27 protein-coding genes are annotated in these 23317 nt (G+C 54.1%); 26 read left to right on the forward strand and 1 reads right to left on the reverse strand.

Annotated elements, in window-relative coordinates:
• The first annotated feature begins 102 nt into the window (after positions 1–102).
• The 6 genes from rpoB (at position 103) to tuf (ending at position 13208) form a co-directional block, all read left to right on the forward strand.
• Positions 103–4176: a DNA-directed RNA polymerase subunit beta gene (rpoB, locus tag ACJJIJ_RS20625; protein ID WP_444938305.1), complete on the forward strand. Its 4074-nt coding sequence runs from the start codon at positions 103–105 to the stop codon at positions 4174–4176.
• A gap of 131 nt (positions 4177–4307) precedes the next feature.
• Complete coding sequence (gene rpoC / locus ACJJIJ_RS20630; RefSeq protein ID WP_444938306.1) at positions 4308–8537, forward strand: DNA-directed RNA polymerase subunit beta'; 4230 nt, start codon at positions 4308–4310, stop codon at positions 8535–8537.
• Positions 8538–8786: 249 nt separating this feature from the next.
• Positions 8787–9161, forward strand: coding sequence for a 30S ribosomal protein S12 (gene rpsL, locus ACJJIJ_RS20635; protein WP_067150990.1), 375 nt, complete (start codon positions 8787–8789; stop codon positions 9159–9161).
• A 110-nt stretch (positions 9162–9271) separates the two neighbouring features.
• Complete coding sequence (rpsG, locus tag ACJJIJ_RS20640) at positions 9272–9742, forward strand: 30S ribosomal protein S7 (RefSeq protein ID WP_143729448.1); 471 nt, start codon at positions 9272–9274, stop codon at positions 9740–9742.
• A gap of 90 nt (positions 9743–9832) precedes the next feature.
• Entirely contained in the window at positions 9833–11938 is a 2106-nt protein-coding gene (fusA, locus tag ACJJIJ_RS20645; RefSeq protein ID WP_252084410.1) for an elongation factor G, read from the forward strand.
• A gap of 76 nt (positions 11939–12014) precedes the next feature.
• Entirely contained in the window at positions 12015–13208 is a 1194-nt protein-coding gene (tuf, locus tag ACJJIJ_RS20650; RefSeq protein WP_252084404.1) for an elongation factor Tu, read from the forward strand.
• 669 nt (positions 13209–13877) lie between these two features.
• On the opposite strand, the gene ACJJIJ_RS20655 is transcribed toward tuf, so the two are convergent.
• Complete coding sequence (locus tag ACJJIJ_RS20655) at positions 13878–14354, reverse strand: aminoacyl-tRNA deacylase (protein WP_444883681.1); 477 nt, start codon at positions 14352–14354, stop codon at positions 13878–13880.
• Positions 14355–14529: 175 nt separating this feature from the next.
• Between ACJJIJ_RS20655 and rpsJ the strand changes: the two genes are divergently transcribed.
• From rpsJ to rpmD, 20 genes are all read left to right on the forward strand, one after another.
• Entirely contained in the window at positions 14530–14841 is a 312-nt protein-coding gene (gene rpsJ / locus ACJJIJ_RS20660; RefSeq protein ID WP_010133849.1) for a 30S ribosomal protein S10, read from the forward strand.
• A gap of 111 nt (positions 14842–14952) precedes the next feature.
• The gene (gene rplC, locus ACJJIJ_RS20665; RefSeq protein WP_444891417.1) at positions 14953–15588 is read left to right on the forward strand and encodes a 50S ribosomal protein L3; all 636 of its coding nucleotides are present in this window, start codon (positions 14953–14955) and stop codon (positions 15586–15588) included.
• 18 nt (positions 15589–15606) lie between these two features.
• On the forward strand, positions 15607–16221 hold the full coding sequence (gene rplD / locus ACJJIJ_RS20670; RefSeq protein ID WP_252084413.1) for a 50S ribosomal protein L4: 615 nt from the start codon (positions 15607–15609) through the stop codon (positions 16219–16221).
• Complete coding sequence (rplW, locus tag ACJJIJ_RS20675; RefSeq protein WP_152451143.1) at positions 16218–16514, forward strand: 50S ribosomal protein L23; 297 nt, start codon at positions 16218–16220, stop codon at positions 16512–16514. The genes rplD and rplW overlap by 4 nt, the downstream gene beginning before the upstream one ends.
• Before the next feature lie 14 nt (positions 16515–16528).
• Positions 16529–17353, forward strand: coding sequence for a 50S ribosomal protein L2 (gene rplB, locus ACJJIJ_RS20680; RefSeq protein WP_020411387.1), 825 nt, complete (start codon positions 16529–16531; stop codon positions 17351–17353).
• 37 nt (positions 17354–17390) lie between these two features.
• Entirely contained in the window at positions 17391–17669 is a 279-nt protein-coding gene (gene rpsS, locus ACJJIJ_RS20685; protein WP_020411388.1) for a 30S ribosomal protein S19, read from the forward strand.
• A 15-nt stretch (positions 17670–17684) separates the two neighbouring features.
• Complete coding sequence (rplV, locus tag ACJJIJ_RS20690) at positions 17685–18017, forward strand: 50S ribosomal protein L22 (protein WP_020411389.1); 333 nt, start codon at positions 17685–17687, stop codon at positions 18015–18017.
• A 19-nt stretch (positions 18018–18036) separates the two neighbouring features.
• Positions 18037–18717 carry a 30S ribosomal protein S3 gene (gene rpsC, locus ACJJIJ_RS20695; RefSeq protein ID WP_444883682.1) on the forward strand — a complete coding sequence of 227 codons (681 nt, stop codon included), beginning with the start codon at positions 18037–18039 and terminating at the stop codon, positions 18715–18717.
• 11 nt (positions 18718–18728) lie between these two features.
• On the forward strand, positions 18729–19142 hold the full coding sequence (rplP, locus tag ACJJIJ_RS20700; RefSeq protein ID WP_020411391.1) for a 50S ribosomal protein L16: 414 nt from the start codon (positions 18729–18731) through the stop codon (positions 19140–19142).
• Entirely contained in the window at positions 19142–19333 is a 192-nt protein-coding gene (gene rpmC / locus ACJJIJ_RS20705) for a 50S ribosomal protein L29 (RefSeq protein WP_020411392.1), read from the forward strand. Before rplP ends, rpmC begins: the two co-directional genes overlap by 1 nt.
• Positions 19334–19335: 2 nt before the next feature.
• The gene (gene rpsQ, locus ACJJIJ_RS20710; protein ID WP_108731660.1) at positions 19336–19599 is read left to right on the forward strand and encodes a 30S ribosomal protein S17; all 264 of its coding nucleotides are present in this window, start codon (positions 19336–19338) and stop codon (positions 19597–19599) included.
• A 46-nt stretch (positions 19600–19645) separates the two neighbouring features.
• Entirely contained in the window at positions 19646–20014 is a 369-nt protein-coding gene (gene rplN, locus ACJJIJ_RS20715) for a 50S ribosomal protein L14 (RefSeq protein WP_067151032.1), read from the forward strand.
• Between the two features lie 20 nt (positions 20015–20034).
• Complete coding sequence (rplX, locus tag ACJJIJ_RS20720; RefSeq protein ID WP_108731661.1) at positions 20035–20346, forward strand: 50S ribosomal protein L24; 312 nt, start codon at positions 20035–20037, stop codon at positions 20344–20346.
• A 31-nt stretch (positions 20347–20377) separates the two neighbouring features.
• Positions 20378–20917 carry a 50S ribosomal protein L5 gene (rplE, locus tag ACJJIJ_RS20725; RefSeq protein WP_020411396.1) on the forward strand — a complete coding sequence of 180 codons (540 nt, stop codon included), beginning with the start codon at positions 20378–20380 and terminating at the stop codon, positions 20915–20917.
• Between the two features lie 9 nt (positions 20918–20926).
• Positions 20927–21232 (forward strand): 30S ribosomal protein S14, encoded by a 306-nt coding sequence (gene rpsN / locus ACJJIJ_RS20730; protein ID WP_020411397.1) that lies wholly within the window; start codon positions 20927–20929, stop codon positions 21230–21232.
• 40 nt (positions 21233–21272) lie between these two features.
• Positions 21273–21665, forward strand: coding sequence for a 30S ribosomal protein S8 (gene rpsH, locus ACJJIJ_RS20735; protein ID WP_252084415.1), 393 nt, complete (start codon positions 21273–21275; stop codon positions 21663–21665).
• A 12-nt stretch (positions 21666–21677) separates the two neighbouring features.
• Positions 21678–22211: a 50S ribosomal protein L6 gene (gene rplF, locus ACJJIJ_RS20740; RefSeq protein WP_252084416.1), complete on the forward strand. Its 534-nt coding sequence runs from the start codon at positions 21678–21680 to the stop codon at positions 22209–22211.
• A gap of 13 nt (positions 22212–22224) precedes the next feature.
• Complete coding sequence (rplR, locus tag ACJJIJ_RS20745; protein WP_252084417.1) at positions 22225–22575, forward strand: 50S ribosomal protein L18; 351 nt, start codon at positions 22225–22227, stop codon at positions 22573–22575.
• 10 nt (positions 22576–22585) lie between these two features.
• The gene (gene rpsE / locus ACJJIJ_RS20750) at positions 22586–23092 is read left to right on the forward strand and encodes a 30S ribosomal protein S5 (protein ID WP_252084418.1); all 507 of its coding nucleotides are present in this window, start codon (positions 22586–22588) and stop codon (positions 23090–23092) included.
• Between the two features lie 38 nt (positions 23093–23130).
• Positions 23131–23316: a 50S ribosomal protein L30 gene (rpmD, locus tag ACJJIJ_RS20755; protein ID WP_020411402.1), complete on the forward strand. Its 186-nt coding sequence runs from the start codon at positions 23131–23133 to the stop codon at positions 23314–23316.
• Position 23317 lies beyond the last annotated feature (1 nt).

Consider the following 23317-nt stretch of genomic DNA (forward strand, 5'->3'; position numbering starts at 1 on the left):
GAACAGCACAGGCAATCTGTGTTGTTCAGAGGCTTCTCGCCCGGAGGGGCTCCCGAATGGAGTCCCACGAAGTCTTGTCACTGATCAAGCTGGGGAATTTGAATGGCTTACTCATATACTGAGAAAAAACGTATCCGCAAGGATTTTGGCAAACTGCCTAAGGTCATGGATGTGCCCTTCCTGCTTGCGATACAGCTGGATTCATATCGCAATTTTACACAGGCCGACAAGCGCCCCGACGATCGCTTAGATGTCGGCCTGCAGGCGGCGTTTAAATCCGTATTTCCGATTGTCAGCTATTCAGGCAATGCCGCTCTGGAGTACGTGAGCTACACACTGGGTAAGCCCGCTTTCGATGTTAAGGAATGTACTCTACGCGGCGTGACCTACGCCTGTCCGCTGCGTGTACGTGTGCGCCTGATTATTTACGATAAAGAGTCTGCGAATAAGTCCATTAAGGACATCAAAGAGCAGGAAGTTTACATGGGCGAAATCCCGCTCATGACGGACAACGGCACCTTTGTAATTAATGGTACTGAGCGTGTTATCGTATCCCAGCTACACCGTTCCCCGGGTGTATTTTTCGATCACGACAAAGGCAAGACCCATTCCTCCGGTAAGCTGCTGTACGCCGCGCGTGTAATTCCTTATCGTGGCTCCTGGCTGGACTTCGAATTCGATCCAAAGGACTTGGTATTCGTTCGTATCGACCGTCGCCGCAAACTGCCTGCGACAATTCTGTTGCGTGCACTGGGATATAGCTCCCAGGAAATGCTGGAGATGTTCTTCGAGACCAGCAAGTTTGAGCTGCAGGAAGACCGCGCTAGCCTGGAACTGATTCCCTCCCGCTTGCGCGGTGACGTGGCCTCTTTTGATATTAAAGATGGCCAGGGCAAGGTGATTGTGGAAGAGGGGCGTCGTATCACCCCGCGTCATATTCGCCAGCTGGAGAAAGCCGGCGTAGAAAAGCTGGACGCGCCACTGGAATACCTGTTTGGCCGTATTCTGGCTCACGATATTGTCGATGAGTCTACTGGTGAAATTGCAGTTGAGTGTAATGCTGAGATTACCGCTGAAGTAATCGCCCAGTTACGCACACTCAATATTAAGACTTTCGAAACGCTGTACACCAATGATCTAGACCGTGGACCGTTTATCTCCGATACCCTGCGTGCAGAGCCTTCCCGCACTCAGCTGGAAGCGCTGGTAGAGATCTACCGCATGATGCGCCCAGGCGAGCCGCCCACCAAGGAATCTGCGGAATCCCTGTTTGAAAACCTGTTCTTCACCGACGAGCGCTACGATCTGTCCGCCGTTGGTCGCATGAAGTTCAATCGTCGCCTGGGCCGTGAAGACGAGACCGGCGAAGGCACCCTGAGCAAAGAAGATATCGTCGATGTACTGAAGACCTTGATCGATATCCGTAACGGCCAGGGCATGGTGGACGATATCGATCACCTGGGGAACCGCCGCGTGCGCTCCGTTGGTGAGATGGCCGAGAACCAGTTCCGCGTTGGTCTGGTACGTGTGGAGCGCGCGGTCAAAGAGCGCCTGTCCATGGCGGAGTCCGAAGGCCTGATGCCGCAGGACCTGATCAATGCCAAGCCGGTTGCCGCTGCAGTGAAGGAATTCTTCGGTTCCTCGCAGCTGTCCCAGTTTATGGACCAGAACAACCCGCTGTCGGAAGTGACTCACAAGCGTCGTGTTTCCGCACTGGGCCCAGGTGGTTTGACCCGTGAGCGCGCTGGCTTTGAGGTGCGCGACGTGCACCCGACTCACTACGGCCGCGTATGTCCGATTGAGACGCCGGAAGGACCGAACATTGGTCTGATCAACTCCCTGGCCACTTACGCTCGCGCTAACCACTACGGTTTCCTCGAAAGTGCTTATCGCAAAGTGGTTGATGGCAAGGTAACCGACGAAATCGCTTACCTGTCAGCGATCAATGAAGCAAATTACATTATTGCCCAGGCGTCTGCGGAAGTAGATGACAACGGCAACTTCATTGATGACCTGATCAGCGTGCGTCACCATGGCGAATTTACCCTGAAGGCACCGGGTGAAATCCAGTATATGGATGTTTCCGCCAAGCAGGTGGTTTCTGTCGCTGCGGCGATGATCCCGTTCCTTGAGCACGATGACGCCAACCGTGCATTGATGGGCTCGAACATGCAGCGTCAGGCGGTACCGACCCTGCGTGCTGAAAAGCCGCTAGTAGGCACCGGTATGGAGCGCACCGTAGCGCGCGACTCCGGGGTATGTGTGGTAGCCAAGCGTGGCGGTGTGATTGAGCGTGTTGATTCAAGCCGTGTGGTAGTCCGCGTGGCGGACGCTGAGGTGGAAGCCGGTGATGCAGGTGTAGATATTTATAACCTGACCAAATACATCCGCTCCAACCAGAATACCTGTATCAATCAGCGCCCGATTGTTAACACTGGTGATCGCGTAACCCGCGGCGATATCCTCGCCGATGGTCCTTCTGTAGATCTGGGTGAGCTGGCTCTTGGCCAGAATATGCGTATCGCCTTTATGCCCTGGAATGGTTACAACTTTGAGGATTCCATCCTTATTAGTGAGCGCGTTGTACAGGAAGATCGCTTCACCACTATTCACATCCAGGAACTGACCTGTATTGCCCGAGATACCAAACTGGGTAGTGAGGAGATCACTGCGGATATCCCCAATGTGGGTGAGTCTGCGCTGAATAAGTTGGACGAGTCCGGCATTGTATATATCGGTGCGGAAGTAGGTGCCGGCGATATCCTGGTCGGTAAGGTTACTCCTAAAGGCGAAGCACAGCTGACCCCAGAAGAGAAGCTGCTGCGTGCAATCTTCGGTGAAAAAGCTTCCGACGTTAAAGACACTTCCCTGCGCGCGCCCAGTGGCACCCGCGGTACGGTGATCGACGTTCAGGTATTCACCCGTGACGGCCTGCAGAAAGATCAGCGTTCCATCGATATCGAGAAGGCGCAGCTGGATGAGGTTCGCAAGGACCTGAATGAAGAGTACCGCATTGTTGAAGGCGCTACCTTTGAGCGTCTGCAGCAAGCGCTGCAGGGTCAGAAGGCTGCCGGTGGTAAAGGTATCAGCAAGGGCCAGGAGCTCACCACTGAAGTACTCGCCACTCTGCCACGTGAAGACTGGTTCAAGCTGCGCATGGAAGACGAGGGTCTCAACGAGCAGCTGGAGAAGGCAGAAGTACAGCTGAAAGAGCGTCGCAAGCTGCTCGACGAAGCCTTTGAAGACAAGAAGAAAAAACTGGAGTCCGGCGATGACCTGGCTCCGGGCGTATTGAAAATCGTCAAGGTCTACCTAGCGATCAAACGCCGCATCCAGCCGGGCGACAAGATGGCCGGTCGCCACGGTAACAAGGGTGTGATCTCTGTAATCAAGCCCGTTGAAGACATGCCTTACGACCAAAACGGTGAGCCGGTAGACATCGTTCTGAACCCACTGGGTGTTCCCTCGCGGATGAACGTTGGTCAGGTTCTGGAAATGCACCTGGGTATGGCTGCTAAAGGTCTTGGCGTCAAAATCGACAAGATGATCAAGGAGCAGCAGGAAGTCGCCAAGGTGCGCGGATTCCTGGAAGAGGTCTACAACTCCACAGGCGGTCGCAAGGAAGAACTGGATCAGTTCTCCGATCAGGAAGTCATGACCATGGCGCAAAACCTGCGTCGCGGTGTACCCATGGCGACCCCGGTATTCGACGGTGCCGATGAGAGCGAGATCAAGCAATTGCTGCGCCTTGCCGATATCCCCGATTCCGGCCAGATCACTCTGCACGACGGTCGTACCGGTGATGCTTTCGAGCGCCCGGTTACCGTGGGCTACATGTACATGCTGAAATTGAACCACCTGGTGGACGACAAGATGCACGCGCGTTCCACTGGCTCCTACAGCCTGGTTACCCAGCAGCCGCTGGGTGGTAAGGCACAGTTCGGTGGTCAGCGTTTCGGGGAGATGGAAGTGTGGGCGCTGGAAGCCTACGGCGCCGCATACACCCTGCAGGAAATGCTCACGGTCAAATCCGACGACGTGGAAGGGCGGACCAAGATGTACAAAAACATCGTGGATTCCGACCACCGTATGGAGCCTGGCATGCCGGAGTCCTTCAATGTACTGGTTAAGGAAATCCGCTCTCTCGGTATGAACTTCGAGCTCGAGCACGAGTAAGACCGATTGGTGCAAAAGCCTGTTCGCAGGTGAATTGAGACAAGCGCCGGCACCCTGGAAGCAGTGGGGTTGCCGGCCCGCCCGGCCCGGCGTAACGGCCGGGTTGACTACCCCCTAGTGGAGGAAAGGCCTTGAAAGATTTATTAAATCTGGTGAAGTCCCAGGAGCACCTGGAAGAGTTTGATGCGATTCGTATCGGTCTGGCCTCGCCGGACATGATCCGCTCCTGGTCCTACGGCGAAGTGAAGAAGCCGGAGACCATCAACTACCGTACCTTCAAGCCTGAGCGTGAAGGCTTGTTCTGCGCCAAGATCTTCGGCCCGGTTAAAGACTACGAGTGCTTGTGCGGTAAGTACAAGCGCATGAAGCACCGCGGTATTATCTGTGAGAAGTGCGGCGTTGAGGTCACCAAAGCCAAGGTGCGCCGTGAGCGTATGGGCCACATTGAACTGGCCAGCCCGGTTGCGCATATCTGGTTCCTGAAATCCCTGCCATCCCGTATCGGCCTGTTGCTGGATATGACCCTGCGCGATATTGAGCGCGTGCTGTACTTCGAATCCTACGTGGTAACCGAGCCCGGCATGACCACCCTGGAGCGCGGCCAGCTGCTGAACGATGAGCAGTACTTTGAGGCGATGGAAGAGTTCGCCGATGAGTTCGAAGCGAAAATGGGTGCCGAGGCAATCCAGGAATTGATGGCAGATATTGAGCTGCCAGTTGAGATCCAGCGCCTGCGTGAAGAGATCCCGGCGACCAATTCCGAAACCAAGATCAAGAAACTGTCCAAGCGCCTGAAGCTGCTGGAAGCCTTCTACAAATCCGGTAACAACCCGGAGTGGATGGTAATGAAGGCTTTGCCGGTTCTGCCACCGGATCTGCGTCCGCTGGTACCGCTGGATGGTGGCCGCTTTGCGACCTCCGATCTAAACGACCTCTACCGTCGTGTGATCAACCGTAACAACCGCCTGAAGCGCCTGCTTGAGTTGAATGCGCCGGATATTATCGTGCGCAACGAAAAGCGCATGCTGCAGGAATCTGTCGATGCACTGTTGGATAACGGCCGTCGCGGCCGCGCTATCACCGGATCCAACAAGCGCCCGCTGAAGTCCCTGGCTGACATGATTAAAGGTAAGCAGGGTCGCTTCCGTCAGAACCTGCTGGGTAAGCGTGTGGACTACTCCGGCCGTTCCGTGATCGTGGTTGGCCCGACCCTGCGCCTGCACCAGTGTGGTCTGCCCAAGAAAATGGCTCTGGAGCTGTTCAAACCGTTTATTTTCGGCAAGCTCGAAACTCGCGGTCTGGCCACTACCATCAAAGCCGCCAAGAAAATGGTGGAGCGCGAAGAGGCCATCGTTTGGGATATCCTCGACGAGGTGATCCGCGAGCACCCGGTACTGCTCAACCGAGCACCGACCCTGCACCGTCTGGGTATTCAGGCGTTCGAGCCGGTACTGATTGAAGGTAAAGCGATCCAGCTACATCCGCTGGTTTGTGCTGCCTATAACGCCGACTTCGACGGCGACCAGATGGCGGTACACGTACCTTTGACCATCGAAGCGCAGCTGGAATCCCGCGCGCTGATGATGTCCACCAACAACATCCTGTCGCCCGCCAATGGTGAGCCGATCATCGTACCGTCCCAGGACGTGGTACTGGGCCTGTACTGGATGACCCGCGAGCGCGTCAACGATAAAGGCGAGGGTATGTCCTTCTCCGATATCAAAGAGGTGAGCCGTGCCTTTTATGCCAAGCAGGTTGGCTTACAGGCGAAGGTTAAAGTGCGTATCCGCGAAAATATTGTGGGTGAAGATGGTGAGAAACACGAAACCATCTCTGTACAGGACACCACTGTAGGCCGCGCGCTGCTGTGGAATATTGTCCCGGAAGGCCTGCCCTTCGAGCTGGTTAACCAGCCGATGAAGAAGAAGTCTATTTCCCGTGTACTGAACGAGTGCTACCGTAAGGTGGGCCTGAAGGCGACGGTTATCTTCGCCGACCAGCTGATGTACACCGGTTTTGATTTCTCTACCAAGTCCGGTTCCTCCATTGGTGTGAACGACTTCGAAATCCCGGCCGAGAAAGCTCAGTTGATCGAATCCGCGGAAGCGGAAGTGAAGGAAATTGAAAGCCAGTTTGCCTCCGGTCTGGTAACCCAGGGTGAAAAATACAACAAGGTCATCGATGTTTGGTCCCGTACCAACGATAAGGTGACCCAGGCGATGATGGCGGGCATTAAGAAAGAGAGGGTGATTGACCGAGAGGGCAAAGAGACCCAGCAGGACTCTTTCAACTCTGTTTTCATGTATGCAGACTCCGGTGCACGGGGCTCCGAAGCACAGATTCGTCAGCTCGCTGGTATGCGTGGTCTGATGGCCCGTCCAGACGGCTCCATTATCGAGAACGCCATTACCGCGAACTTCCGTGAAGGTCTGACCGTACAGCAGTACTTCATCTCGACCCACGGTGCTCGTAAAGGTCTGGCGGATACCGCACTGAAAACCGCGAACTCCGGTTATCTGACCCGTCGCCTGGTGGACGTTGCTCAGGACGTGGTAATTACCGAACTGGATTGTGGCACTGACGACGGCCTGACCATGGCGCCGGTAATCGAGGGTGGTGATGTTATCGAATCTCTCGGTGACCGTATCCTCGGTCGTGTTGTGGCTCGCGATGTATTGAAGCCCGGCAGCGATGAAATCGCCGTTTCCGCCGGCACCATGATCGACGAGAAGTGGGTAGAGCGCATCGAAGCCATGGGTATCGATGAGGTTCTGGTTCGCTCCCCGATCACCTGTACTACTGCACACGGTATCTGTGCCCAGTGTTACGGCCGCGACCTGGCCCGAGGCCACCGCGCCAACCCGGGTGAATCTGTGGGCGTTGTTGCGGCACAGTCCATCGGTGAGCCGGGCACCCAGCTGACCATGCGTACCTTCCACATCGGTGGTGCTGCGAGCCGCGCCTCTGCTGCAGACAGCATCCAGGTGAAGCTGGGCGGTACTGTTCGTCTGCACAATGTGAAGACCGTTAAGACCGAAGCTGGCAACCTGGTAGCGGTTTCCCGTTCCGGTGAATTGGCGATTGCCGATAGCGCCGGCCGCGAGCGCGAGCGTTACAAACTGCCTTATGGTGCTGTAATCAGCGTTTATGAAGGTGCTGAGGTTGATGGTGGCCAGATTGTGGCCAAGTGGGATCCGCATACCCACCCGATCATCACCGAAGTTGCCGGTTGGGTGAAACTGTCCGGTATGGAAGAGGGCCTCTCCATCCGCAAGCAGACCGATGAAATTACCGGTCTGTCCTCGATCGAAATTATCGATCCAGCCGAGCGTCCGGCGGCAGGTAAAGACCTGCGTCCGGCGGTAACTCTGTTGGATGAGAGCGGTGAAGAACTGACTCTGGCCAACAGTAATGCCCCCGCGCACTACGCACTGCCGGCACGTGCAATTCTCAGCCTGAAGAATGGTGACAAGGTGAACGTGGGTGACGTAATCGCACGTATCCCGCAGGAATCTGGCGGTACCAAGGACATCACCGGTGGTCTGCCACGTGTTGCCGACTTGTTTGAAGCGCGTAAACCGAAAGAACCGTCCATCCTGGCGGAGATCTCCGGTACCGTTTCCTTCGGTAAAGAGACCAAAGGCAAGGTGCGTCTGCAGATCACCCCGCGTGATGGCAAGCCGCTGGCCAACGGTAAGGACCACTACGAGGTTCTGATTCCGAAGCACCGTCAGCTGACTGTGTTCGAGGGTGAAACTGTAGAAAAGGGTGAGGTTATCTCTGATGGCCCGTCCAACCCGCACGACATTCTGCGTCTGAAAGGCGTTGAAGAACTAGCGCGCTACATCACTAACGAGATCCAGGAAGTTTACCGTCTCCAGGGTGTAGGTATTAACGATAAGCACATCGAGACTATTGTGCGTCAGATGCTGCGCAAGGTGGAAATCCTCGAGATGGGCGATTCCAGCTTAATTAAGGGCGACCAGGTGGAATACCAGCGCGTGATCGAAGAGAACGAGCAGTTGCGCGCCGAAGGCAAACAGCCCGCTCAGTTCGAGCGCCTGTTGCTGGGTATTACCAAAGCGTCTCTGGCCACTGAGTCCTTCCTGTCTGCGGCTTCGTTCCAGGAGACTACCCGCGTTCTGACCGAGGCGGCGGTAACCGGTAAAGAAGATAGCCTGCGCGGTTTGAAAGAGAACGTGGTTGTGGGCCGCTTGATTCCGGCCGGTACCGGTCTGGCCTACCACGCAGAACGCAAGCGCAAGCGCAACCTGCAGCTGGAGGAAACCTTCGGCGAAGGTCCTTCTGCAGCAGAGGTAGAAGCGGCACTGACCGAGGCCCTCAAGTCCTCTGGCGAATAAGGCGTATTCCACTCCATCCGATGATGGAGTGGGGTAGGTCGGGGCACTTCGGTGCTCGATCTGATATTGGCGACTGTCTGTGATGTAAGCACTTACTTCTGTCGCCGATTGACTAGGCGGGTTGTCGCTTATAGAATGCGGCCCCCGCTGATGTGGGGTGTTTCGTTCGACCTCTGGGTCGGCGCTACACACAGACGACAGGCCCTCACTTTTAGAGGTGGGGGCATTTTATTTTTGGAGTGATTTTTAATGGCAACGATCAACCAGTTGGTTCGTAAGCCGAGAAAACGCAAAGTCGAAAAAAGCGACGTTCCCGCTCTGCAGGCTAGCCCGCAGCGTCGTGGAGTTTGCACTCGCGTGTACACCACTACACCGAAAAAGCCGAACTCCGCACTGCGCAAAGTTTGCCGTGTGCGTCTGACCAACGGTTACGAAGTAACTTCGTACATCGGTGGTGAAGGCCACAACCTGCAGGAGCACAGCGTGGTACTGATTCGCGGCGGTCGTGTAAAAGACCTGCCGGGTGTGCGCTACCACACTGTACGCGGTGCACTTGACTGTGCCGGCGTAAACGATCGCAAGCAGGGCCGTTCTAAATACGGCGCCAAGCGTCCTAAAGGTTAATCGCCTTTAACGATTTGCGTTTCGGTTTCCAACCGGAGTAAGGCTGAGCTCGCCGGATTGTAAGGTTTTACGGCGGCGTCTCAGAATAACCCTGAAGAGAGGCAATTCCCATGCCGAGAAGACGAGTAGTCGCTAAGCGCGAAGTACTGCCCGACCCCAAGTTCGGGAACGTCACCCTAGCCAAGTTCATGAACCACGTCATGATCAGCGGCAAGAAATCAGTAGCAGAGCGCATTGTATACGGTGCCCTTGATACTATTTCTGAAAAATTGAACAAAGACCCGATCGAAGTGTTTGAAGAGTCTTTGGAAAACATCGCGCCTATGGTGGAAGTTAAATCCCGCCGTGTTGGTGGTGCGACCTATCAGGTGCCTGTAGAAGTGCGCCCCTCGCGCCGTACGGCTCTGGCAATGCGTTGGCTGGTAGAGTTCTCCCGCAAACGCGGCGAGAAGTCTATGGCTCAGCGCCTGGCCAATGAAATGATCGATGCAGCTCAGAACAAGGGCGGCGCGGTCAAGAAGCGTGAAGATGTACACCGCATGGCGGAAGCCAACAAGGCGTTCTCTCACTACCGCTTCTAAGTCTGATGATTACCAACATCGGAAATTAATACCGAAAGGCAGCACGGAAATTTCCAGGCTGCCTTTTGCCGTTATATCGAGGATACAACTGTGGCACGTAAAACGCCTATCGCACGCTACCGTAACATCGGTATCTGTGCCCACGTAGACGCCGGTAAAACCACCACTACTGAGCGCGTACTTTTCTACACTGGTCTGTCCCATAAAATTGGTGAGGTGCACGAAGGCGCTGCAACCATGGACTGGATGGAGCAGGAGCAGGAGCGTGGTATTACCATCACCTCCGCTGCAACCACCTGTTTCTGGGCTGGCATGCAGCAGCAGTTCGATCAGCACCGCGTAAACATCATCGACACCCCAGGACACGTTGACTTTACCATTGAAGTAGAGCGCTCCTTACGCGTACTCGACGGCGCGGTTGTTGTACTGTGTGGTTCCTCTGGTGTTCAGCCGCAAACTGAAACCGTTTGGCGCCAGGCCAACAAATACCATGTGCCGCGTATGGTATTCGTGAACAAAATGGACCGCGCCGGTGCGAACTTCCGCAACGTTGTGGACCAGCTGAAAGATCGTTTGAACGCGAACGCTGTACCGCTGCAAATGACCATCGGTGCTGAGGACGAGTTTAAGGGTGTTGTTGACCTGGTGAAAATGAAGGCCATTCTGTGGAATGAAGCCGATCAGGGCATGACCTTCGACTACGCTGACATCCCCGCTGAGCTGCAGGACGAGTGCGACGAAATGCGCGAGTACCTGGTAGAAGCGGCCGCTGAAGCCAGCGAAGAGCTGATGGAAAAGTACCTGGAAGAGGGTGAGCTGACCGAAGAAGAGATCAAGGCAGCTATCCGTCAGCGTACCCTGGCCAATGAAATCGTACCGGTTCTGGGCGGCTCTGCGTTCAAGAATAAGGGCGTGCAGGCCATGCTGGACGCGGTTATCGAATACCTGCCGGCGCCGACTGAAGTAAAGGCGATCGAAGGTACTCTGGAAGACGGCGAAACCGTTGAGACTCGCGAAGCCGACGATGACGCTCCGTTCGCCGCTCTGGCGTTCAAAATTGCTACCGACCCCTTCGTTGGTACTCTAACTTTCTTCCGCGTTTACTCCGGTAAGCTGGAGAGCGGTACTGCGGTATACAACTCCGTAAAAATGAAGAAAGAGCGCGTTGGTCGTATGGTGCAGATGCACTCCAACGATCGTAAAGAGATTAAAGAAGTACTGGCGGGTGACATCGCAGCTGCGATTGGTCTGAAAGACGTGACCACTGGTGACACCTTGTGTGCCGAGAGCAACAAAATTGTTCTGGAACGCATGGAATTCCCAGAGCCGGTAATCTCCGTAGCGGTTGAGCCCAAGTCCAAGCCGGACCAGGAAAAAATGGGTATTGCCCTCGGCAAGCTGGCCCAGGAAGACCCGTCTTTCCGCGTGAAGACCGACGAAGAAACTGGTCAGACCATTATCTCTGGTATGGGTGAGCTGCACCTGGACATCATCGTCGACCGTATGCGTCGCGAGTTCAATGTAGAAGCGAACATCGGTAAGCCTCAGGTGGCCTACCGCGAAGCGATCCGTAACACCTCTGAGATCGAAGGTAAGTTCGTTCGTCAGTCCGGTGGTCGCGGTCAGTTCGGTCACGTTTGGGTGAAATTCGAGCCCGCTGAGGATGAGTCCGCAGAAGGCCTGGAATTCGTTAACGAAATCGTGGGTGGTGCAGTACCTAAGGAATATATCCCTGCGGTATCAAAAGGTATCGAAGAGCAGATGCAAAACGGTGTTCTGGCTGGCTACCCGCTGCTAGGCCTGAAAGCGACTCTGTATGATGGTTCCTACCACGATGTGGACTCCAGTGAAATGGCGTTTAAAATCGCCGGTTCTATGGCGACCAAGAAGCTCTCCTCTGTGGGCGGCGCGGTACTGCTTGAGCCGATGATGAAGGTGGAAGTAGTAACTCCAGAAGAGAACATGGGTGACGTAGTTGGCGACCTCAACCGTCGTCGCGGCCTGATCCAGGGTATGGAAGACAATCCCGCTGGTAAGGTGGTAAACGCAGAAGTGCCTCTGGCAGAGATGTTCGGTTACGCAACCGACCTGCGCTCTGCTACTCAGGGCCGTGCTACCTACACCATGGAATTCCTGAAGTACTCTGAAGCGCCGAAAAACGTTGCCGATGAGATCATCGCCAAGAACAAAGCCTAATTAACTTCTGCTTAAAGGGGGCTGGGCCAACAGCTGGGGCCCCTTTGGCAAACTTTTAGCTAGAGGACATCTAAAGATGGCAAAAGAAAAATTTGAACGTTCCAAGCCCCACGTGAACGTGGGCACCATCGGTCACGTTGACCACGGTAAAACCACCCTGACCGCTGCTCTGACCCGCGTATGTGCGGAAGTATGGGGCGGTGACGCTGTTGCTTTCGACGGTATTGACAATGCACCGGAAGAGCGTGAGCGCGGTATCACCATCGCTACTTCTCACGTTGAGTACGAGTCCCCGACTCGCCACTACGCTCACGTAGATTGCCCGGGACACGCCGACTACGTTAAGAACATGATCACCGGTGCTGCTCAGATGGACGGCGCTATCCTGGTATGTTCCGCAGCTGATGGCCCCATGCCGCAGACTCGTGAGCACATCCTGCTGTCCCGTCAGGTAGGTGTACCTTACATCGTTGTATTCCTGAACAAAGCGGACATGGTAGACGACGAAGAGCTGCTCGAGCTGGTAGAAATGGAAGTTCGCGAACTTCTCGACCAGTACGAGTTCCCGGGTGACGACACTCCGATCATCGTTGGTTCCGCTCTGATGGCCCTGAACGGTGAAGACGACAACGAAATGGGTACTACCGCTGTTAAGAAGCTGGTAGAAACTCTGGACGAGTACATTCCTGAGCCGGAGCGTGCAGTAGATCAGCCGTTCCTGATGCCGATCGAAGACGTATTCTCCATCTCTGGCCGTGGTACCGTAGTAACTGGTCGTGTAGAGCGTGGTGTAATCAACACTGGCGACGAAGTTGAGATCGTTGGTATTAAAGAAACCACCACCACTACCTGTACTGGTGTTGAAATGTTCCGCAAGCTGCTCGACGAAGGTCGTGCTGGTGAGAACATCGGTGCGCTGCTGCGTGGTACCAAGCGTGACGAAGTAGAGCGCGGTCAGGTGCTGGCTAAGCCGGGCTCCATCACTCCGCACACCAAGTTCGAAGCGGAAGTGTACATCCTGTCCAAGGACGAAGGTGGTCGTCACACCCCGTTCTTTAAAGGCTACCGTCCTCAGTTCTACTTCCGTACTACCGACGTAACTGGTGCGGTTGAGCTGCCGGAAGGCACTGAAATGGTAATGCCGGGCGACAATATTCAAATGGTTGTTACCCTGATCGCTCCGATCGCCATGGAAGACGGCCTGCGCTTCGCTATCCGCGAAGGTGGTCGTACCGTAGGTGCGGGCGTTGTTGCTAAGATCATTGAGTAATAGTTACTTTTGATCTAAATAAAAAAACCGCAGCGGACGCGCTGCGGTTTTTTTTTGCCTGATATTTTTTTGTTTTTTCTCGCCAATACAGCCTGTTAAGTGTTTATTTGAATTGGCTGCTTGGGAGGGTTTTGTGGGCAGGTGTTTGCAAAGAAAAACCGTAAAAAAGGTTGTCGGAGAGGTTCAAGTTTAGCCTCGTAATTTATGATGAGCGTAGCTGTAGTTGTGCAATTTGATAAAGATTTATAAAGGCTTTATTTGAGAGATATTTATTCGCGATAGCGTATTGGAGAGAGTTAAATTGGGGGTTGTTTTATCTTGTGTATAGCTTTTTGAGCGTTAGGATTTGCTGTGTTCTCATTGTGGCTCTGCAGGGCTTTAAGTAGCGTAGGTGTCCTGCTTTACAAGCTAAAACCTCTTCAGGGTATGTATTTGTTTTGTGTTTTGCAGAGATGTTTGGTGTAGTTAAAACAAATATCCCTGTGCCCAGCGATTTGCTGGTCTAGCCTGGTAGCTGGTGGGGTGCTTATCTAATTGGATAGGTTAGTGGAAGGCAGTGTTTGCTGGTCAGAATCCTGTGGCTCTGGCTTGAGCAGCACCACAGGATTACATTTCTTTGTGGCGCCTTATTCAGGCTGATATTTCAAATCCTTCTGCTTCTAGGGTTGCTTATGGCCAGTCCTTACTAAGATCAGCGCTTCGACACCCGGCAAACAGTTTATTGAATTGTGGTCCATTCATTTCTACCAGTTCTTCGTGGTCACCCGCCTCAAAAAAGATCGTCTCACAGCGGCTGAGCCCACTGTCTATCAGAGTAGTAATGCCATAAGCCTGGCCGACAGGGGGTAGGGCGCCCAGCTCGCAGTCTGGGAAGACCGATCCAAGCTCATTTTCTGCGACCATCTCCAGGTCGTTGCGGCCAGTTTCAGTGTGCACTGCGCGTAGATCCAGGCTGCTGCTGGCGGGTATTACCGCCATCACGAACCCCTCCTTATCGCGCAACAGGATTGCCTTGGCTACCTGGTCTTCGCGCACATGAGCAGCGTGCGCACTCTCTCGACTGGTGCGTGTGTGGGGATGCTGTATTAGGTGGTAGTCAACTGACTGGTCATTCAAGTATTGACTTAATCTCGCAGCAATAGTCATGTCGTTACCCTCGATTTACCTAAGGTACTCCATTGTAGTTTGAGCCGATTGAAATTTGATCATGCTGTACAGTTGACAGCCTCTTGTGCGCCCCGTAGAATTCGCGCTCCTTTTCGCCCGCCCTCGGGGTTGCGAGAAAGGACGTTCTTTAGTTCATAAGTTGGAGTTTGATTCCATGCAGGGTCAACGTATCCGAATTCGCCTGAAGGCCTTCGATCACAAGCTGATCGACGCGTCTACTCAGGAGATCGTAGAGACGGCTAAGCGCACTGGCGCACAAGTTCGCGGTCCTATCCCGCTGCCGACTCGCAAAGAGAAGTACACCGTACTGATTTCCCCGCACGTTAATAAAGACGCTCGCGACCAGTATGAGATCCGTACTCACAAGCGTTTGCTGGACATCGTTGAGCCTACCGAGAAAACCGTCGACGCGCTGATGAAGCTCGATCTGGCGGCCGGTGTTGAGGTCCAAATTAGTCTCGGCTAAACACTTTTAACTAACTACCGAATCCCGGGCGAAAAAGGTCTGGGTAGTGTAACGCTCTGAAATTGGGCGGCCGCAGTGGGTTAAAGCCCCGTGCACTGAGAGGTTAATAAGATGACTATAGGTATTGTCGGCCGCAAGAGCGGCATGACTCGCGTCTTCACTGAAGATGGCGTATCCATTCCGGTAACCGTTGTTGAGGTTGCTCCGAATCGCGTCACCCAGGTGAAAACTGTGGAAACCGATGGCTATACCGCTGTTCAAGTAGCAGTGGGTAACCGTAAGGCTTCCCGTGTCTCCAAGCCCGAAGCGGGCCACTTCGCCAAAGCCAATGTAGAGGCTGGCACTAATCTTTTCGAGCTGCGTACTGACGCTTCCGAAGAGACTTTCGAAATCGGTTCTGAAATCACTGTAAGCAGCTTTGAAGCTGGCCAGAAGATCGACGTAACCGGCACTTCCAAAGGTAAAGGCTTCCAGGGTGGCGTTAAGCGCTGGAACTTCCGTACTCAGGACGCAACCCACGGTAACTCCCTGTCTCACCGCGCTCCCGGTTCTATCGGTCAGTGCCAGACTCCTGGCCGCGTATGGAAAGGCAAGAAAATGGCCGGACACATGGGTGCTGAGCGTGTAACCGTGCAGAACCTGGAAGTAGTTCGTGTCGATGCCGAACGCAACCTGCTGCTGGTTAAAGGCGCTGTTCCCGGTGCTCCCGGTGGCAACGTTATCGTTCGTCCGGCAGTAAAAGCCTAAGTCTGAGGGGAATTAGATATGGAACTGAATATCGCTACTCCCGAAGGCGCTAAAGGCACAGTAGCTGTCTCTGAAGTGACTTTCGGACGTGAGTTCAACCAAGATCTGGTACACCAGGCAGTTGTCGCCTACATGGCTGGCGCTCGTCAGGGTACCAAGGCGCAGAAGAACCGTTCTGATGTTTCCGGTGGTGGTAAAAAGCCCTGGCGCCAAAAAGGTACTGGCCGCGCACGTGCCGGTACTATCCGCAGCCCGCTGTGGCGCTCCGGTGGTGTAACTTTCGCCGCTGACCCGCGTGATCACAGCGTTAAGCTGAACAAAAAGATGTACCGCGCTGCACTGCGCTGCATCCTGTCTGAGCTGGCTCGTCAGGAGCGCTTGATAGTGGTTGAGTCCTTCGATGTGGACGCGCCCAAGACCAAGCAACTGGTTAGCAAACTGGCTCAGTTTGACCTGTCCGATGCGCTGATCGTGACTGAAGAGGTTAGCGAAAACCTGTACCTGGCCGCTCGCAACTTGCACAAAATCGATGTTCGTGATGTGCAGGCGATCGATCCAGTAAGCCTGATTCGCTTTGATAAGGTCGTGGTTACCGTTTCTGCGCTCAAGAAAATTGAAGAGGTGCTGGGATGAACCAAGAGCGACTCTACAAAGTACTGCTGGGCCCGGTAATTTCCGAAAAAGCTGCTGTGCTGGCCGATAGCGCCAACCAAGTAGTTTTCAAGGTTTCCACCGATGCCGAAAAAGCTGAGATCAAGGCCGCGGTTGAAAAGCTGTTTAACGTTTCTGTTGAACAGGTTCGCACCGTGAACGTTAAAGGTAAAACCAAGCGTACCCGCTACGGCATGGGCCGTCGCAGCGATTGGAAAAAAGCCTACGTTCGCCTGGCCGAAGGCAGCGACATCAACTTTGAAGCTGCTGAGTAAAGGGGACTGTTACAATGGCAATTGTAAAAACAAAACCGACCTCCGCCGGCCGTCGACACCTGGTTAAGGTTGTTAACCCCGACCTGCACAAGGGTGCTCCTTACGCTCCTCTTTTAGAGAGCAAGAGCAAAAGCGGTGGCCGTAACAACAACGGTCGTATCACCACTCGTCATATCGGCGGTGGTCACAAGCAGCACTACCGCGTAATCGACTTCAAGCGCAACAAAGACGGTATCCCCGCTAAAGTTGAGCGTCTGGAGTACGATCCCAACCGCAGCGCACATATCGCTCTGGTTTGTTACGCGGATGGTGAGCGTCGTTACATTATCGCACCGAAAGGCCTTAAGGCTGGCGCCACCATTCAGTCCGGCGATGCCGCACCGATTGCTGTGGGCAACACCCTGCCTCTGCGCAACGTTCCGGTGGGTTCTGTAATTCACGGTATCGAGCTGAAGCCTGGTAAAGGCGCTCAGTTGGCCCGCTCTGCGGGTGCTTCTGTACAGCTGGTAGCCCGTGAAGGCCAGTACGCGACTATTCGTCTGCGTTCCGGCGAAATGCGCAAGGTTCTCGCTGAGTGCCGCGCAACCCTGGGTGAAGTGAGCAACTCCGAGCACAGCCTGCGCAAGCTGGGTAAAGCTGGTGCTGCACGCTGGCGTGGTGTTCGTCCTACCGTTCGCGGTGTGGCGATGAACCCGGTAGATCACCCGCACGGTGGTGGTGAAGGTCGTACCTCTGGTGGCCGTCACCCTGTTACCCCGTGGGGCGTTCCGACCAAGGGTAAGAAAACGCGCAAGAACAAGCGCACCGATAAGATGATTGTACGTCGTCGCGGCAAGTAAGCCGCGCGATGTCTGAGCAGCTAGAGAGGAATCGACAGTGCCACGCTCATTAAAAAAAGGTCCCTTTATTGATCTGCACTTGATCAAGAAGGTGGAGGCGGCGATTGAAGCAAACGATCGTCGACCGATTAAAACCTGGTCCCGCCGTTCCATGATTATGCCGGAAATGGTTGGACTGACGATTGCCGTTCACAACGGTCGTCAACACGTGCCCGTTTTGGTTAACGAAGAAATGGTTGGCCATAAACTGGGCGAGTTCGCTGCTACCCGCACTTACCGCGGTCACGCTGCGGACAAGAAAGCGAAGAAGCGCTAAGCCGAGGTTAAAAAGATGGAAGTAGCAGCAAAATTACGCGGCGCACGTCTATCGGCGCAAAAGGCGCGACTGGTAGCTGATCAGGTTCGCGGCAAAGGCGTTGAAGAAGCCCTGGATATTCTTGCATTTAGCAATAAAAAGGGTGCGGCGATCGTCAAGAAAGTACTGGAATCGGCCATTGCCAACGCCGAGCACAACGAAGGTGCTGACGTTGACGAGCTGAAGGTTTCCACAATTTTTGTGGACGAAGGTATGACCATGAAACGCATTAAACCGCGTGCGAAAGGTCGTGCAGATCGCATTCTTAAGCGTACTTGTCACATCACTGTGAAAGTGGCCGAGAAATAAGAGAGCAGGCGAGAAAACCATGGGACAAAAAGTACATCCTACCGGCATTCGTCTGGGTATCGTTAAAAAGCATACCTCTGTTTGGTATGCCGGCAGCGACGAGTACGCAGACAAGCTGTACACGGATCTGAAAGTTCGCGAATTTATTCGCAAAAAACTGGCCCACGCTTCCGTGAGCCGTATCGAGATCGAACGTCCGGCGAACACCGCTCGTGTGACTATTCACACTGCGCGTCCAGGCATCGTGATCGGTAAAAAAGGTGAAGACGTAGAACGTCTGCGCAACGCTGTTAGTGCGCAGATGGGCGTACCTGTGCACATCGATATCGAAGAAGTGCGCAAGCCTGATATGGACGCCGCTCTGGTTGGCCAGAACGTTGCCCAGCAGCTGGAACGCCGCGTTATGTTCCGTCGCGCGATGAAGCGCGCCGTACAGAACGCTATGCGTCAGGGCGCCGAAGGTATCAAAATTCAGGTAAGTGGTCGTCTCGGCGGTGCGGAAATCGCACGTACCGAATGGTACCGCGAAGGTCGTGTGCCCCTGCATACCCTGCGTGCCAATATCGACTACGCCACTGCTGAAGCGATGACTACCTACGGCATCATCGGTATCAAGGTGTGGATCTTTAAAGGTGAAGTCATCGGTGACGAAATGCCCGATGAAAAGCCGGTAAAGAGCCGCAAGAAAGCTGCTAAATAAGGGGTACGCAAATGTTGCAACCAAAGCGTACAAAATTCCGCAAGGTACAGAAGGGTCGCAACCGCGGTCTTTCTCAGCGCGGCTCTAAAGTGAGCTTTGGCGAGTTTGGCCTCAAGGCCATCGGTCGCGGTCGCATTACTGCGCGCCAGATCGAAGCGGCTCGTCGCGCTATGACTCGTCACGTTAAACGTGGCGGTAAAATCTGGATTCGCGTGTTTCCGGACAAGCCAATTACCAATAAGCCCCTCGAAGTCCGTATGGGTAAAGGTAAAGGTGGCGTTGAATACTGGGTAGCTCAGATCCAGCCGGGCAAAGTCCTCTATGAAATGGAGGGTGTGTCCGAAGAGCTGGCTCGTGAGGCTTTCGCACTTGCTGCGGCCAAGCTGCCTGTAAAAACAACTTTCGTTAAGCGTTCGGTGATGTAATGAAGACTGCAGATCTACGCGAAAAGTCAGTTGAAGAGCTGAACCAGGAACTGCTGAACCAGCTCGAAGCTCAATTCAAGCTTCGTATGCAAAAGTCCACCGGTCAGCTGGCTCAGACTCATCTGCTGAAGCAGACTCGTCGCGACATTGCTCGCATAAAGACTGTGTTGACCGAGAAGGCAGGTAACTAATCATGGCTGAAGCAAAACTGAAGCGTACTCTGACCGGTAAGGTCGTGAGTGACAAGATGGATAAAACCATCACCGTTTTGATCGAGCGCCGTGTTAAGCACCCGATCTACGGCAAAATTGTAAACAAGTCCACAAAGCTTAAGGCACATGACGAGAACAATGATTGCAGCATCGGCGATGTTGTAACCATCGAGGAATCTCGTCCGCTGTCCAAGAGCAAATCTTGGGCTTTGCAGAAAATTGTAGAGCGTGCGGCGAAGGTATAACCCCTAGCGCATTGACTGCCGAATTGAAAGGTTTCGGAGAGAGACAATGATTCAAGCGGAATCCTACTTAGAAGTAGCTGACAACAGTGGGGCTCGCCGCGTCATGTGCATCAAGGTGCTGGGCGGCTCCCATCGTCGTTATGCCGGCGTGGGCGACATTATTAAGGTAACCGTTAAGGAAGCCATTCCCCGCGGTAAAGTGAAGAAAGGTCAGGTAATGAACGCCGTTGTGGTTCGCACCAAAAAAGGTGTGCGTCGCGCGGACGGTTCCCTGATTAAATTTGACGATAACGCAGCGGTGCTGCTGAACCAGCAACTGGCGCCGGTTGGCACCCGTATTTTTGGTCCGGTAACTCGCGAATTGCGCGGTGAGAAGTTCATGAAGATCATCTCCCTCGCTCCCGAAGTTATCTAGGCCTCGAGCGGAGAAGAGTTATGCGCAAGATCAAGCGTGACGACGAAGTGATCGTTATCGCCGGTCGTGACAAGGGCAAACGTGGTTCAGTACGTAAAGTACTGAACGACGGCCGTCTGATTGTCTCCGGCATACAGATGATCAAAAAGCACCAAAAGCCAAACCCACAGATGGGTATTGCGGGTGGCATCGTTGAGAAAGAAGCTGCTATCCAAGCTTCCAACGTAGCCATCTTCAACCCTAACACCCAGAAGGCTGACCGGGTGGGCTTTAAAGTACTGGAAGACGGCACTAAGATTCGCGTCTTCAAATCCAGCGGCGAAGCCATCTAAGGCTCTTGACGCAAAAGCAGGTTGGTAGATCATGGCAAAGCTTAAAGAGCTCTACACTAAGGACCTCGTGGCCAAGCTAAAAGAAGAGCTTGGTCTCGAGAATGTGATGGCAGTGCCGCGCATCACCAAGATCACCATCAACATGGGTGTTGGTGAAGCGATTGGTGATAAGAAGGTGCTGGAGCACGCTGTCAACGATATGACAGCAATTACTGGTCAAAAGCCCATCGTTACTAAAGCGCGCAAATCTATTGCGGGCTTTAAGATTCGCGACGGTTGGCCGATCGGCTGCAAGGTAACTCTGCGCGGTGAGCGCATGTATGAGTTCCTGGAGCGTTTGGTTGATATCGCGATTCCTCGTATCCGCGACTTCCGTGGCATTAGCCCGAAGCAGTTCGACGGCCGCGGTAACTTCTCTATGGGCGTGACTGAGCAAATCATCTTCCCGGAAATTGACTACGACAAAGTAGACAAGCTCCGCGGTCTGGATATTTGTATTACCACTACAGCTGCAAACGACGATCAAGGTCGTGCGCTGCTGAAAGCGTTCAACTTCCCTTTCAAGGGTTAAGAGGATTCCATGGCGAAGAAATCCATGATTGCGCGCGAAAATAAGCGCGCTCGAACCGCAGCTAAGTACGCCGAAAAGCGTCAAGAGCTGAAGGCGATCATCGCCAGTTCCACTGCTTCCGAAGAGGAGCAGTGGGAGGCTCAACTCAAGCTGCAGAAAATGCCGCGCGATGCAAGCCCGGTACGTCAGCAACGCCGCTGTCGTATTACTGGTCGCCCCCACGCTGTATACCGCAAGTTCGGCCTGTGCCGTAACAAGCTTCGCGAAGCTGCGATGCGTGGTGATGTTCCTGGCCTCGTGAAGTCCAGCTGGTAATTACCAGCTGGTTTAAGGCAGATTTGAGGAGTCTCATAAGATGAGTATGCAAGATCCGTTGGCAGATATGCTGACTCGCATCCGCAATGCCCTGGCACGCGGAAAGGCGGAAGTCACCCTGCCATCATCCAAACTGAAAGTAGCAGTGGCCAAAGTCCTAAAAGACGAAGGTTACGTTACTGATTTAAATGTAAGCGAAGGCGCAAAGCCGGAACTGACCATTGCTCTGAAATACTTCCAGGGCAAGCCGGTTATTGCCGAGCTGAATCGCGTTTCCCGTCCGGGCCTGCGCGCTTACACTGGTAAAAAAGCTCTGCCTACCGTACGCGGTGGCCTGGGTATCGCGATCGTTTCCACCTCTAATGGTGTGATGACTGATCGCGCTGCACGCCAGGCTGGTGTCGGTGGCGAAGTGCTTTGCACCGTATTCTAAGCGGGGGTTGCAATGTCTCGAGTAGCAAATAGTCCGGTAGTTCTCCCCGCAGGTGTTACCGTAGACCTGAAAGGTCAGAACATCGCTGTTAAAGGCGGTATCGGTAACCTGGATATGGTTATTCACGGTGATGTAGAAGTAAGCCAGGCTGAAAGCCAGCTGACTTTTGCCGCGCGCAATAACTCCAAACAGGCCAAAGCGCTGGCGGGTACTACCCGTGCTCTGGTCAATAACATGGTGATAGGCGTAAGCAAGGGCTTCGAGAAGAAGCTGCAGTTGCTGGGTGTTGGTTATCGTGCGAAAGCCGCCGGTAAAGCGGTTAACCTTACCCTGGGCTTCTCCCATCCGATCGATTATCAGTTGCCGGAAGGTGTGACTGCGGAAACGCCATCCCAGACTGAAATCGTACTTAAGAGCAGCAATAAACAGCTGCTGGGCCAAGTGGCCGCTGAGATCCGTGCGTTCCGTCCGCCGGAGCCCTACAAAGGTAAGGGTGTCCGTTATGCCGATGAACGCGTGTATCGCAAAGAGGCCAAGAAGAAGTAAATAGGGCATAGATATGAACGTTAAGAAAGCATCTCGCTTGCGTCGTGCACGTCGTGCCCGCGCCAAGATCCGTGAGCTGGGCGCCGTTCGCCTCACCGTGAACCGCACACCGCGTCACATTTACGCACAGATCCTGTCTGCCGAAGGCAATGCGGTATTGGCTTCCGCCTCTACCCTGGACAAGGACCTGCGCGAAGGTAAAACCGGTAACGTCGACGCCGCTTCCGCGGTTGGCAAACTGATCGCTGAGCGCGCGAAAGCCGCTGGTGTTGAAGAAGTTGCCTTCGATCGCAGTGGCTTCAAGTTCCATGGCCGTGTAAAGGCTCTGGCTGACGCTGCCCGCGAAGCCGGTCTGAAATTCTAAGGGTTGAGTTATGGCTAGAGAGAAAGACAAAAGCAACGACGAAGGCCTGCAGGAGAAGCTGGTCCAGGTCAATCGCGTTGCCAAGACTGTTAAAGGTGGTCGTATCTTCGCCTTTACCGCACTGACCGTAGTTGGTGACGGCAATGGCCGTGTCGGTTTCGGGCGTGGCAAGGCGCGTGAAGTGCCTGTTGCGATCCAGAAAGCGATGGAAGCTGCACGCCGCAACATGATCCAGGTAGAGCTGAATGGTGACACCATCCAGTACGCTACCAATGGTCGCCACGGCGGTTCCAAGGTTTACATGCAGCCCGCCTCCCAGGGTACCGGTGTAATTGCCGGCGGTGCCATGCGCTCCGTACTGGAAATGGCTGGTGTACACAACGTACTGGCTAAGTGCTACGGCTCCACCAACCCGGTGAACGTAGTACGTGCAACTTTCAAAGCTCTGGATCAAATGCAGAGCCCGGAAGATGTAGCTGCCAAGCGCGGTAAATCAGTCGAAGAGATTCTGGGCTAATCACAGCCCAGATTTAAGGTTATTGGTGGGTTAAGACCATGGCTAAGAAGACCATTAAAGTCACCCAGACCAAAAGCATCAACGGACGCCTGAAAAGTCATCAGGCGTGCGTTGCGGGTCTGGGCCTGCGCCGCATCGGCCACACAGTGGAAGTGGAAGATACTCCTTCCGTACGCGGCATGATCAACAAAGTAAACTACCTGGTTAAGGTTGAGGGGGAATAAC

It is taken from the genome of Microbulbifer mixtoriginis (SeqCode) (genome assembly GCF_052467945.1).